The sequence below is a fragment of the Streptomyces sp. NPDC040432 genome (assembly GCF_055595445.1).
Window position 1 is genome coordinate 136,820 of record NZ_JBVIVP010000020.1, and the last position, 13,965, is coordinate 150,784.

Annotated in this window: 14 protein-coding genes; 8 read left to right on the forward strand and 6 right to left on the reverse strand. The window is 72.8% G+C overall.

The genetic code is table 11. The annotated features are described in order from the left end of the window. The first annotated feature begins 28 nt into the window (after positions 1 to 28). The 3 genes from ACZ58N_RS30430 (at position 29) to ACZ58N_RS30440 (ending at position 2,552) form a co-directional block, all read left to right on the forward strand. Positions 29 to 634 carry a DUF5998 family protein gene (locus ACZ58N_RS30430; protein ID WP_471166275.1) on the forward strand — a complete coding sequence of 202 codons (606 nt, stop codon included), beginning with the start codon at positions 29 to 31 and terminating at the stop codon, positions 632 to 634. After that, positions 634 to 1,839: an alkaline phosphatase family protein gene (locus ACZ58N_RS30435; RefSeq protein WP_471166278.1), complete on the forward strand. Its 1,206-nt coding sequence runs from the start codon at positions 634 to 636 to the stop codon at positions 1,837 to 1,839. The genes ACZ58N_RS30430 and ACZ58N_RS30435 overlap by 1 nt, the downstream gene beginning before the upstream one ends. A gap of 62 nt (positions 1,840 to 1,901) precedes the next feature. Beyond that, a complete protein-coding gene (locus ACZ58N_RS30440) occupies positions 1,902 to 2,552 on the forward strand; it encodes a thymidine kinase (RefSeq protein ID WP_471166280.1) in 651 nt (216 codons plus the stop codon). A 36-nt stretch (positions 2,553 to 2,588) separates the two neighbouring features. On the opposite strand, the gene ACZ58N_RS30445 is transcribed toward ACZ58N_RS30440, so the two are convergent. Both ACZ58N_RS30445 and ACZ58N_RS30450 read right to left on the reverse strand, forming a co-directional pair. Next, on the reverse strand, positions 2,589 to 2,909 hold the full coding sequence (locus ACZ58N_RS30445; protein WP_471166283.1) for an SHOCT domain-containing protein: 321 nt from the start codon (positions 2,907 to 2,909) through the stop codon (positions 2,589 to 2,591). Between the two features lie 4 nt (positions 2,910 to 2,913). Beyond that, positions 2,914 to 3,357, reverse strand: a complete 444-nt coding sequence (locus tag ACZ58N_RS30450) for a DUF6325 family protein (RefSeq protein WP_471166286.1) — start codon at positions 3,355 to 3,357, stop codon at positions 2,914 to 2,916. 238 nt (positions 3,358 to 3,595) lie between these two features. Here ACZ58N_RS30450 and ACZ58N_RS30455 point away from each other — a divergent pair, with 238 nt between their 5' ends. After that, entirely contained in the window at positions 3,596 to 4,306 is a 711-nt protein-coding gene (locus tag ACZ58N_RS30455) for a hypothetical protein (protein ID WP_471166288.1), read from the forward strand. 82 nt (positions 4,307 to 4,388) lie between these two features. Further along, positions 4,389 to 6,095: an aspartate:alanine exchanger family transporter gene (locus tag ACZ58N_RS30460; RefSeq protein ID WP_471166291.1), complete on the forward strand. Its 1,707-nt coding sequence runs from the start codon at positions 4,389 to 4,391 to the stop codon at positions 6,093 to 6,095. A 47-nt stretch (positions 6,096 to 6,142) separates the two neighbouring features. On the opposite strand, the gene ACZ58N_RS30465 is transcribed toward ACZ58N_RS30460, so the two are convergent. Further along, complete coding sequence (locus ACZ58N_RS30465) at positions 6,143 to 6,967, reverse strand: VOC family protein (RefSeq protein ID WP_471166293.1); 825 nt, start codon at positions 6,965 to 6,967, stop codon at positions 6,143 to 6,145. A gap of 176 nt (positions 6,968 to 7,143) precedes the next feature. On the opposite strand from ACZ58N_RS30465, the gene ACZ58N_RS30470 reads away from it, so the two are divergent. Continuing rightward, positions 7,144 to 7,980: a sulfurtransferase gene (locus tag ACZ58N_RS30470; protein ID WP_471166296.1), complete on the forward strand. Its 837-nt coding sequence runs from the start codon at positions 7,144 to 7,146 to the stop codon at positions 7,978 to 7,980. A 73-nt stretch (positions 7,981 to 8,053) separates the two neighbouring features. Here the strand turns inward: ACZ58N_RS30470 and sepH are convergent, their stop codons facing one another. Beyond that, complete coding sequence (gene sepH, locus ACZ58N_RS30475) at positions 8,054 to 9,079, reverse strand: septation protein SepH (protein WP_471166299.1); 1,026 nt, start codon at positions 9,077 to 9,079, stop codon at positions 8,054 to 8,056. Positions 9,080 to 9,617: 538 nt separating this feature from the next. Here sepH and ACZ58N_RS30480 point away from each other — a divergent pair. Then, complete coding sequence (locus tag ACZ58N_RS30480) at positions 9,618 to 10,490, forward strand: hypothetical protein (protein WP_471166302.1); 873 nt, start codon at positions 9,618 to 9,620, stop codon at positions 10,488 to 10,490. Positions 10,491 to 10,510: 20 nt separating this feature from the next. Here ACZ58N_RS30480 and ACZ58N_RS30485 read toward each other — a convergent pair whose 3' ends face one another. Together ACZ58N_RS30485 and ACZ58N_RS30490 are read right to left on the reverse strand one after the other, a co-directional pair. Beyond that, positions 10,511 to 11,848, reverse strand: coding sequence for a D-arabinono-1,4-lactone oxidase (locus tag ACZ58N_RS30485; protein ID WP_471166304.1), 1,338 nt, complete (start codon positions 11,846 to 11,848; stop codon positions 10,511 to 10,513). Beyond that, positions 11,790 to 13,055 carry an MFS transporter gene (locus ACZ58N_RS30490; protein WP_471166306.1) on the reverse strand — a complete coding sequence of 422 codons (1,266 nt, stop codon included), beginning with the start codon at positions 13,053 to 13,055 and terminating at the stop codon, positions 11,790 to 11,792. Before ACZ58N_RS30490 ends, ACZ58N_RS30485 begins: the two co-directional genes overlap by 59 nt. Before the next feature lie 195 nt (positions 13,056 to 13,250). On the opposite strand from ACZ58N_RS30490, the gene ACZ58N_RS30495 reads away from it, so the two are divergent. Beyond that, a partial coding sequence (locus ACZ58N_RS30495) for a ferrochelatase (protein WP_471166308.1) occupies positions 13,251 to 13,965 on the forward strand: 715 nt, incomplete at its 3' end.

Sequence of the window (13,965 nt, forward strand, 5' to 3'; positions counted from 1 at the left end):
GGTAGGGGGACCCCGGAGGGGCCTTAGGATGGACCTCATGGCGAAATCCGGTACGACGACCCAGGGGCTGCGCGCGGCGATCGAGCGCAGCGGCTACTACCCGGCCCTCGTGGCCGAGGCGGTGGAGGCCGCCGTGGGCGGCGAGCCGATCTCGTCGTACCTGGTCCACCAGGAGACCACCTTCGACTCCAACGAGGTCCGCCGGCACGTGACCGTGCTGGTCCTCACCGGCAACCGCTTCATCGTCAGCCACACCGACGAGCAGGCCGCCGACGCCGGGTCCCCCTCCCCGTACGCGACCACCTCCACCGAGTCGGTCAAGCTCAGCAGCATCTCCTCCGTGGTCCTCAGCCGCGTCGTCGCCAACCCGGAGTCCTACACCCCGGGCACCCTGCCCCGCGAGGTCGTGCTGACCATCGGCTGGGGCGCCGTCTCTCGCATCGACCTGGAGCCCGCCGCCTGCGGCGACGCGAACTGCGACGCCGACCACGGCTACACCGGCAACTCCACCGCCGACGACCTGAGCCTGCGGGTCAGCGAGGCCGGCGACGGCCCCGAGACGGTGCGCCAGACCCTGGTCTTCGCCCAGGCGCTCTCCGAGGCGACGGCCGCCACCTCCGGTACCGCCCGCTGATGTCGTACTCCGCGCCGCCGAACTGGCAGGACGAACCGGAACTGCTGGACCTCGCCGGTGCCCCGGTCCCGCACTACGGGACCGGCTCGCTCGCCGACCTCCTGCCGACCCTCGCGGCCGGTCAGGGGGTGCCCGGCCTCGCCGCCGGGATCGCCGAGCTCACCCCGGCCGACCGGAACTGCGTCTTCCTGGTCGACGGCATGGGCTGGGAGCAGATCAAGGCCCACCCCGACGAGGCCCCGTACCTCACCTCCCTCCTCGCCGGCTCGCGCGGCGGCACCGGCCACCCCATCACCGCGGGTTTCCCCGCGACCACCGCCACCTCCCTGGCGTCCGTCGGCACCGGCCTGCCGCCGGCCCGCCACGGCCTGCCCGGCTACACCGTGCGCAACCCCGCCTCCGGCGAGCTGATGAACCAGCTCCGCTGGCAGCCGTGGACCGCGCCCAAGCCCTGGCAGCCCTACCCGACCGTGTTCCAGCTCGCGGACGCCGCGGGGGTGCACACCGCCCAGGTGTCCTCGCCCACCTTCCGCACCACGCCGCTCACCAAGGTCGCGCTCAGCGGCGGCACCTTCCACGGCCGGATGACCGGCGAGGAACGAATGGACCTCGCGGCCATCCAGCTCGCGGCCGCCGAACGCTCGCTCGTGTACACGTACTACAGCGAGCTCGACGGGGCCGGACACCGGCACGGCGTGGACTCCGACGCCTGGCGCGGCCAGCTCATGTTCGTCGACCGGCTCGTGCAGCGCCTCGCCGAACAGCTGCCGCCGCGCACCGCGCTGTACGTGACCGCCGACCACGGCATGGTCGACGTCCCCTTCGACGAGGACTCCCGGATCGACTTCGACGACGACTGGGAACTGGGCGCGGGCGTGGCCCTGCTCGGCGGCGAGGGCCGGGCCCGGCACGTGTACGCCGTACCGGGCGCCGAGGCCGACGTACTCACCGTGTGGCGCGAGGTCCTCGGCGACCGCTTCTGGGTCGCGAGCCGCGAAGAGGCCCTCGAACTGGGCTGGTTCGGGGCTCCGGGGGAGTGCGACGACCGCGTGCTCGGTCGGATCGGCGACGTGATCGCCGCCGCCCAGGCGGACGTGGCGATCACCGCGTCCCGCAACGAGCCCAATGAGTCGGCGCTCGTCGGCATGCACGGCTCCATGACCGCGGCCGAGCAGCTGGTCCCGCTGCTCGAAGTCCGCACCTGACCGACCCCACCACCCTTCCCCGCCCCGTTCGTCGCCCACGACCCGAAAGGTCCCGCCCTGCCATGCCCGAGCTGGTGTTCTTCTCCGGAACGATGGACTGCGGAAAGAGCACCCTGGCGCTCCAGATCGCGCACAACCGTGACGCGCGGGGCCTGCAGGGCGTCATCTTCACGCGGGACGACAGGGCGGGCGAGGGCAAGCTGTCCTCGCGCCTGGGACTGGTGACCGAGGCGGTGGAGGCGCCGGAGGGCATGGACCTCTACGCGTACCTGGTCGCGCAGCTGTCCAAGGGCGGCAAGGCCGACTACGTGATCGTGGACGAGGCCCAGTTCCTGGCTCCCGAGCAGATCGACCAGCTCGCCCGGATCGTCGACGACCTGGGTCTGGACGTCTTCGCCTTCGGCATCACGACGGACTTCCGCACGAAGCTCTTCCCCGGCTCGCAGCGCCTGATCGAACTCGCGGACCGTCTCGAACAGCTCCAGGTCGAGGCATTGTGCTGGTGCGGCGCCCGCGCCACCCACAACGCCCGTACGGTCGGCGGCGAGATGGTGGTCGAGGGCGCCCAGGTCGTCGTCGGCGACGTGAACCGCCCGGCGGGCGAGATCGGCTACGAGGTCCTGTGCCGCCGCCACCACCGCAAGCGGATGACGTCCGCCGCGGCCCACGCGGGCGCCCTCTCCCCGGACGTCCTCCCGGTCAACCACGGCTGAGGGGCGGCCCGGGGGCCGCGGGGTGTCCGAAGGGCCTCAGCCGCTCAGGATCCGGGCCTTCTCCGCCGCGAACTCCGCCTCCGTGAGCACGCCCTGCGCCTTCAGCTCGGCCAGCTGGGTCAGTTGACCGACCCGGTCCACCGCGGGCGGTGCCGGAGCGGCGACCGGTACCTGGGCGGCCGTTCGGTCCACCAGCTCCTGTTCCCGGGCCTCGGCCGCCGCCTGCTGGTCGGCGCCGCGGTCCGCGGCCGCGCGCTGCATCCGTCCCGACACCGCGGTGGCCGTGCCGGCCACGACCGCGGTCCGGGCCATCGTGCCGAGCAGGCCCGGCCGTCCCATCCGTCGACGCATCACCATGTCGTCAGCCCTCCTCGTCCAGGGCGGTGATCGCCCGTACGACCTCGGCGCGGGGGATCCGCTCCATGAAGACCACCTGCCCGTCGGACTCCCGCAGGGCAGCCGCGAGCCGGGACGCCCAGGTGTTCTCCCAGACGAGGACGACCGCCGACGAGTTCTCCGGCAGTTGCTCGGCCACTCGGGTGAGGTCGTCGTCGCTGAGCAGGTCGAAGCCGTCCCCGGTCACCCGCCGGAACGCCTCGTCCACCGCGGCGTCGTCGAGTTCCACCACGGCGACGGACCCGTCCGGTCCCTTGTTGATGAACGTCAGGTCGAGGATCCGGACCACCCCGCTCTCCTGAAGTTCGCGCAGGGCGGGGGCGACGTCGCCGTTGAACCGGTTGCCGTCGAAGGCGACCACGGCGACGTCCACCGGGCCTACCGCGTCGACCGTGAGGCCAGTGGGCATGGAGTTACCACCTTCGCGTCAGTGCTCAAAGCAGTACGAATCATCATAGGAAGGATGCGGATGGTCGGCAGGGCGGACGCCCGTCGCCCCGCCCCCCGCCGCCCCGGTGTCGACGCTGCCCTTATGATGCGGTGTTCATGATCGTCAGGGGGGCGACGCCATGCGCACGCACGTGCGGAGTACCGGAAGTGCCGGGGGACCGGGGAACGACGACCGTTCGGGCTGCACCATCCTCCTCATGCTGCCGTTCACCGTCGCCGCCCGGCTGCAACGCCCCGCCCGGCCCGGGCGGCTCCTCGACCCGCAGATCGAGACCGCCAAGGTCGCCCGCACGACCATCGGATTCCTGGCCACCGGCTGGCTGCTCTACTCCTACCCGCTGAGCCGCTCGGCGGGCTCCGTGGTGCAGGACAAGTTCGTCGAGTTCTTCCTCAGCGCGGGCGTCCTGCTGGTCCTCGTACCGATCGCGCTGGCCACCTTCGTCCTGTGTGCCCGGCGACCCGGCCCCGCGTTCTATCGGGCCCGGCTGCGCGGTCCGCTCACCGCCCTCGGGGCGCTCTTCGGTACCGTCGCGCTCATCCTGCTCGCCGGACCCGCAGGGACGTTGACCGACTTCCCGGGCGGCGTCGGGACCGCCCTCAACCTCGTCTTCGGCGCCGCCTACGTGTTCGCGCTGCCCTTCGGCCTGGCCTCGGTGATGTACGGCGTCCACCACACCTTCCGCACCGCCGACGTCCACGAGGTGCTCCCGCCGCTCATATCCCCGGCCCTGGTGTGGGCGATGTGCGCGGTCCAGGTCTTCGACGCGCCACCCGTCCACGCCCCGCTCCCCGTCCGGCTCCTCTTCCTGGTCGGACCACCGCTGTCGGTGACCGCGCTGTCGGTGTGGGAGCTGCGCCGGCTGCGCGTCCGGTACGGGCTCACCCTGCGCTCCGCGCTCGGCCGATAGGGGGAACGGCCCCGGCGGGCGTTGCCGGGGCCCGCGCCCCCGGGCAGGGATCGGGCACCGGCCCGATCGAGGGGGAGCGCGCATGGACTGGCTACGGCAGCACGTCTTCGAGCCGTACCCCGAGCTGCTCGTCTTCCTCACCGTCGCCGTGGGGTTCCAGATCGGCCGGATCCGCTACAAGACCTTCGCCGTCGGCGCCGTCACCGGCTGCCTCGTCGCAGGGCTGATCATCGGATCACAGACCCACGTGGAGATCACCGGGCCGATCAAGTCCCTCTTCTTCCTGATGTTCCTCTTCGCCCTCGGCTACGACGTCGGCCCCAAGTTCTTCCGGTCGCTGCGCAAGGACGCCGTCCCCCAGCTCCTGCTCACCCTGGTCGTCTGCATCGGCGGCCTCGCCACCTGCTGGCTGCTCGCCTCCCTGCTCGGCTACGGCCCCGGCCTCGCGGCGGGCCTCCTGGGCGGGGCCCTCACCCAGTCCTCCGTGATCGGCGTCGCCGCCGACACGATCGTCCACCTCCCCGGCCTGAGCCCCGCCGACGCCCAGGACCAGGCGCACCTCGTCGCCATCGCCTACGCCGTCACCTACCCCCTCGGCACCGTCCTGCCCGCCGTCCTGCTGCCCACGGTCCTGCCTCGGCTGCTGCGCCGCGACCTCGCCGCCGACAGCGCCGTCCTCGCCGCCGACCTCGACAGCGCCGTGCCGGACCCCGACCCCGACGCGGGCCAGGGCTACTACCAGCACGTCCTGCGCGCCTACGACGTGGACGTCGAGGGGTTCGCCGGGCGCGGCATCGGGGAGTTCGAGGCGGAGCAGCGCGAGCTGGACCGCCGGATCTACATCACCCGGGTCCGCCGGGACGGGCGGATCATCGAGCACGACACCGACACCCGGCTGCGCCTGGGCGACACCGTCGCCGTCAGCGCCGTCCGCGGGGACCTCGTCGCCTTCGACGCGCGCACCCACATCGGGATGGAGTCCGACGACATCGAACTGCTCGGCTACCGGACCGAGACCCTGCACATCGTCCTCACCGGCCACCGCACCGACGGCGCCACCGTCGGGACCCTGCGGCACGAGGACTTCATGACCGGCGTGTTCATCGTCAGCCAGCTGCGGTCCGGCGCCGAGCTCCCGATGGGCCGCGCCAACTCCCTCCAGCGCGGTGACACCCTGGTCCTCACCGGCCCCCGCCGACTGGTCGACGCGGCGGCCGAGGAACTGGGCAAGGCGGTGCCCACCACCTTCGCCACCGACATGGTGTGGATCGCGAGCGGCCTCTTCATCGGCGGCTGCATCGGCATCCCGGCCCTGCACGCCGCCGGCGCCCCGCTGTCCCTGTCCACCTCGACCGGCGTCCTGCTGATGGGACTGGTCTTCGGCCATGTCCGCAGCAAGCACCCGACGTACGGCAACCTGCCCTCCGCCGCCCAATGGCTGCTGGGCACCCTCGGGCTGTGCATGTTCGTCACGATCGTCGGCCTGAACGCCGGGCCCAGCTTCGCCGGTGGCCTCGCCCAGGCGGGCTGGCCGCTGCTCGTCGGCGGGGCCGTGGCCACCACGCTGCCCCTGGTGCTCGGATTCCTGTTCGGGCACTTCGTGCTGCGGATCCCGCTACCCACCCTGCTGGGCGCGCTGGCCGGGGCCCAGACCACCACCGCCGCGATCGGCGCCCTCAACGAGCGCGCCCGCAGCCAGATCCCGGGTCTGGGCTGCACCGTCCCGTACGCCCTCGGCAACGTCCTGCTCACCGTGTGGGGGTCGGCGATCGTGCTCCTCGTCCGGTGACGGCGGGCGGCACGCCGAGCGGCGCACCGCCCACCGGCCCGGTCACCTCACGCGGGGTCGCCCTCGCCGTAGGACCGGATCAGGGAGAACACCGCCCCCTCCGGGTCCGCCACCGTGGCCAGCCGGCCGCGGATCCGGTCCCGGGCCGGGCTGACGATCCGTCCGCCCAGGTCCACCACCCGCTCGGCGGCCCCGTCCGGGTCGGCCACCTCGAAGTACGTCATCCAGTGCGGCCCCCGGTCGCGGGGCAGCGCCCGGCCGACCCCGTGCACGGCCGCGACCGGCCGGCCCGCCAACAGCAGCGTCAGGTAGTCCAGGCCGCCGGGCCCGTCCGCGTACAGCTCGGCGTCCGGGCCCTTGTACTCCTCCGCCTCGTGGCCGAAGACGTACGAGTAGAACGTGCCGACGGCAACGCTCTCCTGGGTGAGCAGCTCGTTCCACACGGGCGAGCCGGGCATCCCGAACGGCCGCGCTCCGGGCCGGTCCCCGGCCTGCCAGATCCCGAAGATCGCGCCCAGCGGGTCGGAGCAGATCGCCATCCGCTCCACCGGCCCGGCGTCCAGCGGGCCCACCGCGACCGTGCCGCCGCAGGACCGGATCGCCTCGGCGGTCGCGTCGGCGTCGTCGGTGGCGAAGTACGTCGTCCAGGCGACCGGAAGGTCCCGGTCCGGCGGCAGCTGGCCGATGCCCGCCACCTCGTCACCGTCGAGGAACGCCCGGACGTACGGGCCGAGGTGCTGCGGCCCCGGCTCGTACTCCCAGCCGAAGAGGTCGGCGTAGAAGGCCTCGGTGCTCCCGAGACCGTGCGCCATGAGGCTCACCCAGCAGGGTGTGCCGGGCGGGCGCCGCGAAGCCCGCGCTGCCTCGGTCATGTCAGCAGTCTCCTCCGTCTCGTCCCCGTACCCGCCCGATGCTTGCACCCCGGGACACGCGGCGCGCCCCGACCGGGCCGGGTCGTCCGGGCCGGGAAGAGAGATGACCGAATCCCTGCGGCCCCGCGGGTGTCCGGCGCGTTACGCGGACCCCGGGGCGGGGGCAGGATGGGCCCATGACTGCGATTCTCTCGGCCTCCGAACTGACGGACGAGCTGGCCGGCCCCCGGCCGCCGGTGCTCCTGGACGTCCGCTGGCAACTGGGCGGCCCCGACCAGCGCCCCGCCTACGAAGCGGGCCATCTGCCGGGCGCCGTGTACGTCGACCTCGACCGTGAACTGGCAGGTCCGCCCGGGTCGGGCGGACGCCACCCGCTGCCGGACCCGGAGGCCTTCGCGGCGGCCATGCGCCGCGCCGGCGTGGGCTCGGACACCCCGGTGGTCGTGTACGACGGCGGCCAGGGCTGGGCCGCGGCCCGGGCCTGGTGGCTGCTGCGCTGGACGGGTCACCCGGCGGTGCGCGTCCTGGACGGTGGCCTGGCCTCCTGGACGGCGGCGGGCGGAACGGTGACCTCCGACACGCCGAACCCCACGGAAGGCGATTTCAAGCCAAACCCGGGGGCCCTGGGTCTGCTGGACGCCGACGGGGCGGCCGACCTGGCCCGCGCCGGACTCCTCCTGGACGCCCGGGCGGGGGAGCGCTACCGCGGTGACGTCGAGCCGATCGACCGGATCGGCGGTCACATCCCGGGCGCGGTCTCGGCCCCGACCACGGAGAACGTGACGCAGGACGGCCGGTTCCTGCCGGCCGGAGCGCTGCGGGCGCGCTTCGAGGCGCTGGGCGCGGGCGGGGACACCCCGGTGGGCGTGTACTGCGGCTCGGGTGTCTCCGGGGCCCACGAGGTGCTGGCCCTGGAGGTGGCCGGAATCCCGGCGGCCCTGTACGCGGGCAGTTGGTCGCAGTGGTCCTCGGACCCGGAGCGGCCCGTGGCGACGGGACCGGACCCGCAGTAGGGCGGGCGCCGGCCGGTGGGAGGCAGGCCGTGCCGGGTCGCCGCCGACGGGCGGCGACCCGGCACGGGCCGCGCTACTCCTGCTTCTTGCGCCGGGTGCCGAAGACGATCTCGTCCCAACTGGGGACCGCCGCGCGGCGACCCGGCCGGACGCCGTCGGCCTCGGCCTGGCGGTCCGTCGTACCGGTGAGCCGGTCGCGGTGGCCCGCCACCGTGCGCGGCATCAGCACGTCCGCGTACGCCGAACCGGCGCCCGCCGACGCCGCCGGGGCCGGCGGCTCCTCCACCTCGATCTCCTCGACCGGTGTCTCGACGCGTTCCGGGACGACCATGTCGCCGCGGAAACTCGGGACCGCTTCCAGCAGGCTGGTCAGCGTGTCCCGCTCCTCCTCCGGCTCGGGCGGAGGAGGGGTCCGGGTGTCGGGCCGTTCGAACTGGCGGTCCAGGGCCCGGTCGAGCGGCCTGTCCCGCGGAAGTCGGGCGATCCGCGGCACGAACGGGAAGCTCGGCTCCGGCGTCGCCGGCAGGTCGTCCGATTCGCCGATCAGGGACCTGGCCTCGTCGTCGACGGCCACGACCAGCCGGCGCGGCGGGTCGTACGTCCAGCTCGCCGAGTGCATCTCCGTGGCCACCCGGTAGACGAGGAGGACCTCCCACGTGCCGTCGTCGCGGCGCCAGGAGTCCCACTGCACGGAGTCCTTGTCGGCCCCGCGCAGCGTGAGCCGTTCCTGTACGGCCTCGCCGAGTTGGGGTCCGGTGTTCTCGCCGGGGCGGCGGACGGGCGTCTTGCGGGCGCGCTCCGCCATGAAGGCGCGCTCGGCGAGTACGGGACCCTCGAAGCGCCGGACCCGGTCGACGGGGATGCCGGCGAGCTGGGCGACCTCCTCCGCGGAGGCACCGGCTCGTATACGGGCCTGGATGTCTCGGGGGCGGAGGTGGCTCTCCACCTCGATCTCGATCTGGTTCAGGCGCGCGCGGTCATTGCGCACGGCAGCCCGCAGCCGCTCATCGATCGGAAGCGTGTACTCCGTGCTGTCCGCAGCCTTGAGCACCAGTCGTGTGCCGTCATTTGAGACGGCCACGACACGCAGTTCGGGCATGGGGACCTCCCGGGTGGTGCCTGCCGACGTCACGTGCGTCGCTGCTTCCGCTAGTCGAGTGTGGCCTGCCCGGGTGCAGCCTGCCACAACCTTGCCGTGTTAAACCGGCGTGTCGGGCAAGCGCCCTTGATCGACGTTATGGCACGGTTACCTGTTGGGCACACACAGTGACCGATTGATTACTGTGCGCAGCAGGAACCCGTGCGATACCGCGGCATCACCGGTCTTGAGTGCCGTTTCTCCATTATTCGGCTCCCTCTCCCGAGCCCGGACATCCGTAAGGAAGGACGGCCCCAGGGCTCGCCACAGTACTCCATTCGGGCCACCTGGGTGGACCGCCGCGCCGCCGAACTTGTCCCGGACGGCGGGAGTTGGGCTGCCCGAAATCGGGTCCGAATCCGGGCCGACCTGCGGGCGCGCCCGATTTCGGGTGTTGTGCTTCACAGAATCCCCAGAAACGGAACTTTCCCTTTCGCTCAGGTGTCAGTAACTGCTGACGGACCACGAGCGCGAGAGGCGTGACATACAGGGGATGGCGATGGGTCAGAAGACGGCAGGCGAAACCGGACCGGAGCGGGCGGACGAGGGGAAGAAACTCGATCTGAGCGTCGCTCAGGTCGCGGGAACATCCCTCGCCACGGTCGGGGCGGCGCTGCTCGCCTCGCAACTCGGCGTCTACGGGACCATCGTCGGAGCAGGTGTGGTCAGCGTGGTCGCCACCGCCGGCGGGCCCGTCATCGGACACGTCTTCCGGCGCACCGGCGACCAGTTGCGCGAGGGCGCCCGCCCCGGGGGCCGTCAGGTACCGCCGCGCCGGCGGGTCGACGCCGGGACGACGGCGCCCCCGGTCGCCGCCGAACCGTCGGGGGAGTTCGGCGACGCCACCGTGCACGGCACCCGCGTACGGGGCTGGAAGCGCACCGCCGTGGCGTCGGCGGCCGCCTTCGCCGTCGCCATCGGCGGACTCGGGACGTACGAGGCCGTCGCCGGCACCTCCGTGAGCAAGGGCGGCGACACCCTCCTGTCCGCCGGCACCCGCAAGGCCGCCGACCACCGCCCCGCCCCGCCCGGGAACGGGCCGGGCACGGGCGGGAAGGGCGGCGAGCAGGGCGGGCACGGCGACGGTGGCCGGAGCGGTGAGGACGGCAAGGGCGCCGAGGACGGGAAGGGCGCCGGCGATGGGCGGACCCCCGGTTCCGGGAGTTCCCCGAGCCCCTCCCTCCCCGGCGGCGACGGGAGCGGCAGCCCCGCCCCCTCCGGGACCCCGTCCCCTCCGGTCTCCCCGTCCCCGTCGGTCACGCCGAGCGGCAAGCCGTCCGGGTCGGCGACACCCGTGCCGCCGCCGACGCCGGACGGCGGCACGGGCGGCGCCGCCCCGGGGCGGGGGGCGCCGGAGCCGAGCGGCTCCTGACCGCCCGTCGGCGGATCCGGTCAGGCCCCCAGCACGCGCCGCAGGTAGTCGTTGCCGAAGAGCCGGTCCGGGTCGAGCCGGTCGCGCAGCGCGGTGAACTCGCCGAAGCGCGGGTAGACCCCGGCGAGGTACTCCGCGTCCCGGGTGTGCACCTTGCCCCAGTGCGGCCGGCCGCCGTACTCGGTGAAGATCCGTTCGGCCGCCGTGAAGTAGGCCTGGTACGGCGTGCCCCGGTACATGTGCACCGCGATGTAGGCGGTCTCGCGACCCGAGGCCGTCGACAGGGTGACGTCGTCCGCCGGAGCCGTGCGCACCTCCACGGGGAAGCTGATCCGCAGCCCGGAACGTTCGACCGCCGTCTTCAACTCGCACAGCGCGGCCACCGCGTTCTCCCGGGGCAGCGCGTACTCCATCTCCACGAACCGCACCCGGCGCGGGCTGGTGAACACCTTGTACGGGATGTCCGTGTAGGTGCGGGCCGAGAGGGCGCGGCTGGCCACCTTGGCGATGCCGGGGACGGCGGCGGGGACGGCGCGCCCGAGGGAGTTGACGGCCTGGAAGACGCCGTTGGACAGCAGCTCGTCCTCGATCCAGGCGCTGACCGGTCCGGGCGGGGCCGCCGGGCCCTGGCTGCGGTTGTTCCGCTTGGTGTTGCAGTTGTCGGTGTGCGGGAACCAGTAGAACTCGAAGTGCTCGTTCTCGGCGACGTGCTCGTCGAACTCGGCGGTCACCCGGTCGAAGCCCATGGGCTCCTCACGGGCGGTCAGGAAGAACAGCGGCTCCACGGCGAAGGTCAGCGAGGTGACGATGCCGAGCGCGCCGATGCCGAGCCTGGCGGCCGCGAAGACCTCTCGGTTCTCCTTGTCGGAGCAGTGCAGCAACCTGCCGTCGGCGGTGACCAGATCCAGGGCGCGGATCTGCGCGGCGATGGAGGCGGAGTCGCGGCCCGTGCCGTGCGTGCCGGTGCTGGTGGCGCCGGAGACCGTCTGCTCCATGATGTCGCCCATGTTCGTGAGCGACAGGCCCTGTGCCGCGAGGGCCAGGTTGAGGTCCTTCAGGACCGTGCCGGCCGCCACGGTGACCGTGCCGGCCGTCCGGTCGACCTCCTCGATGCCGGCCAGCGCCTGCGGGCGCAGGAGGACCCCGTCGGTCGCGGCCGCCGCGGTGAAGGAGTGGCCGGTGCCGACCGCCTTCACCCGCAGGCCCTCTTCGGCGGCCCGCCGGACCGCCTCCTGAAGCTCCCCGACCGAGGTCGGTGTCACCACGCGGGTGGGTCTGGCCCGGACGTTGCCCGCCCAGTTACGCCACTCGGCCGGCCCGCTCTTCCCCGCCGTCCGCACTGTCGGTGTCTGCGCCATCGCTAGAGGGCTCCTCCCCTTGCGCCGGCCTCGTCAGCCGGCGGTAACCCGCGAACGCCACCGCCGCCGCGACCGTTCCCGCCGTGATGGAGACGACGTACCCCCGCTGCGCGCCGGCCGCGTCGATGACCAGGCCGGTCACCGAGGAGCCGACGGCGACGCCGACCGCGAGCCCGGTGCTGATCCAGGTCATGCCCTCGGTCAGCTTCGCGCGGGGTACGTGCGCCTCGATCAGGGCCATCGTGGTGATCATCGTGGGAGCGATGGCGAGGCCCGAGACGAAGAGCGCCGCGGCCAGAAACGGAAGGTTCCCGGCCAGTAGGAGGGGGATCATACTCACGGCCATCGCACATACGCCCAGTACCCAGCGCAGTTCGGTCCGCCCCTTGAGATGGAGCAGGCCGAACACGATTCCGGCGAGGCAGGAGCCGAGGGCCCAGATGGCGAGGATGAAGCTGGCCGAGGACTTGCTGCCCTGCTCCTCGGCGAACGCCAGGGTGGAGACGTCGATGGAACCGAAGATCGCGCCGGTGGCCACGAACGTGGCCGTCAGCACCTGGAGGCCGGGGGAGCGCAGGGCCGAGGCGCGGTCGGTGTGCTCGCCGCGCGGGTGCGGCTCGGGCTCGGTGTCGCGCTGCGCGGTGAGCAGCCAGACGCCGACGAGCAGGCAGACGGCGGCGATCAGGGGGCCGGCCTCGGGGAACCACGTCGTGGACAGCCCGATGGCGAGGATCGGACCGAAGATGAAGCAGACCTCGTCCACCACGGACTCGAAGGAGTACGCGGTGTGCAACTCCCGCGGGGAGTCGCGGTAGATCGTGGTCCAGCGGGCGCGCACCATCGAGCCGACGCTCGGGACGCATCCGGCGACGACGGCGCACACGAACAGGGTCCAGTCCGGCCAGCCGTCGGCCGCGGCCCACAGCATGACGGCCACGGCCATGACGGAGACCAGCGTCGCGGGACGCAGGACGCGGCGCTGCCCGTACTGGTCCACGAGGCGGGATATCTGGGGGCCGAGGAAAGCGGCCGAGAGGGCGAGCGCACCGGTCAGCGCGCTGGCCATCGCGTAGCGGCCGGTGATCTCGGAGATCATGGTGAGGATGCCGACGCCCACCATGGACAGCGGCAGACGGCCGATGAGGCCGGCGATGCTGAACCCTTTGGTGCCGGGGGCGGCGAAGATCACGCGGTAGGGACTGGGCAAGGGATCTCCGTAAGGGACGTCATTCGCCCCCACAGGTTACGGGCGGCGACGCGGCGCCCGCACGGGGACCGCCCGTGGACCCGGACCTGGACGGACTCGACTCGATGCGACTTAGGCTCACCTTATCCGCGCCGCGTCCGGCATGCGGACGCGGCCGCTTCTCGTCGGCGAACGCGTGGTGGCAGGATTCGAGACATGTCAGACCAGCTCCGTGCCCCCGAGGCGCCCGTGGCCGAAGGCCTCGCCGCCCCCTATGACGCCCTCCTGCTGCTGTCCTTCGGCGGCCCCGAGGGACCCGACGACGTCGTGCCGTTCCTGGAGAACGTGACGCGGGGGCGGGGTATCCCGCGTGAGCGGTTGAAGGAGGTCGGGCGGCACTACTTCGGTTTCGGTGGGGTCAGTCCGATCAACGGGCAGAACCGCGAACTGCTGGACGCGTTGCGCAAGGACTTCGCGGAGCACGGGGTGGACCTGCCGGTGTACTGGGGCAACCGGAACTGGGCGCCGTACCTGACCGATGTGATGCGGGAGATGGTCGCGGACGGGCGTCGGCGGATCGTGGTCCTGGCGACCAGCGCGTACGCCTCGTACTCGGGTTGTCGGCAGTACCGGGAGAACCTGGCCGACGCGTTGGCCGCGCTGGCGGACGAGGGCGTGGCGGAGCTGCCGCGGGTGGACAAGCTGCGGCACTACTTCAACCACCCGGGCTTCGTCGAGCCCATGATCGACGGGGTCCTCGCCTCGCTGGCCGGGTTGCCGGACGAGGTGCGCGAGGGGGCCCACCTGGTCTTCACCACGCACTCCATCCCGACCGCGGCGGCCGACGCGTCCGGGCCGGTCGCGGAGCACGGCGGGGGCGGTGCCTACGTCCGCCAGCACCTGGACGTCGCGCAGGTGATCGCGGACGCCG

What these genes read in the sequence shown, in the direction of transcription:
- ACZ58N_RS30485 (WP_471166304.1), bottom strand. Translation starts at nt 11,848, where the DNA reads ATGGCGCAGACACCGACAGTGCGGACGGCGGGGAAGAGCGGGCCGGCC.
- ACZ58N_RS30435 (WP_471166278.1), top strand. Translation starts at nt 634, where the DNA reads ATGTCGTACTCCGCGCCGCCGAACTGGCAGGACGAACCGGAACTGCTG.
- ACZ58N_RS30445 (WP_471166283.1), bottom strand. Translation starts at nt 2,909, where the DNA reads ATGGTGATGCGTCGACGGATGGGACGGCCGGGCCTGCTCGGCACGATG.
- ACZ58N_RS30460 (WP_471166291.1), top strand. Translation starts at nt 4,389, where the DNA reads ATGGACTGGCTACGGCAGCACGTCTTCGAGCCGTACCCCGAGCTGCTC.
- sepH (WP_471166299.1), bottom strand. Translation starts at nt 9,079, where the DNA reads ATGCCCGAACTGCGTGTCGTGGCCGTCTCAAATGACGGCACACGACTG.
- ACZ58N_RS30480 (WP_471166302.1), top strand. Translation starts at nt 9,618, where the DNA reads ATGGGTCAGAAGACGGCAGGCGAAACCGGACCGGAGCGGGCGGACGAG.
- ACZ58N_RS30440 (WP_471166280.1), top strand. Translation starts at nt 1,902, where the DNA reads ATGCCCGAGCTGGTGTTCTTCTCCGGAACGATGGACTGCGGAAAGAGC.
- ACZ58N_RS30430 (WP_471166275.1), top strand. Translation starts at nt 29, where the DNA reads ATGGACCTCATGGCGAAATCCGGTACGACGACCCAGGGGCTGCGCGCG.
- ACZ58N_RS30455 (WP_471166288.1), top strand. Translation starts at nt 3,596, where the DNA reads ATGCTGCCGTTCACCGTCGCCGCCCGGCTGCAACGCCCCGCCCGGCCC.
- ACZ58N_RS30470 (WP_471166296.1), top strand. Translation starts at nt 7,144, where the DNA reads ATGACTGCGATTCTCTCGGCCTCCGAACTGACGGACGAGCTGGCCGGC.
- ACZ58N_RS30465 (WP_471166293.1), bottom strand. Translation starts at nt 6,967, where the DNA reads ATGACCGAGGCAGCGCGGGCTTCGCGGCGCCCGCCCGGCACACCCTGC.
- ACZ58N_RS30450 (WP_471166286.1), bottom strand. Translation starts at nt 3,357, where the DNA reads ATGCCCACTGGCCTCACGGTCGACGCGGTAGGCCCGGTGGACGTCGCC.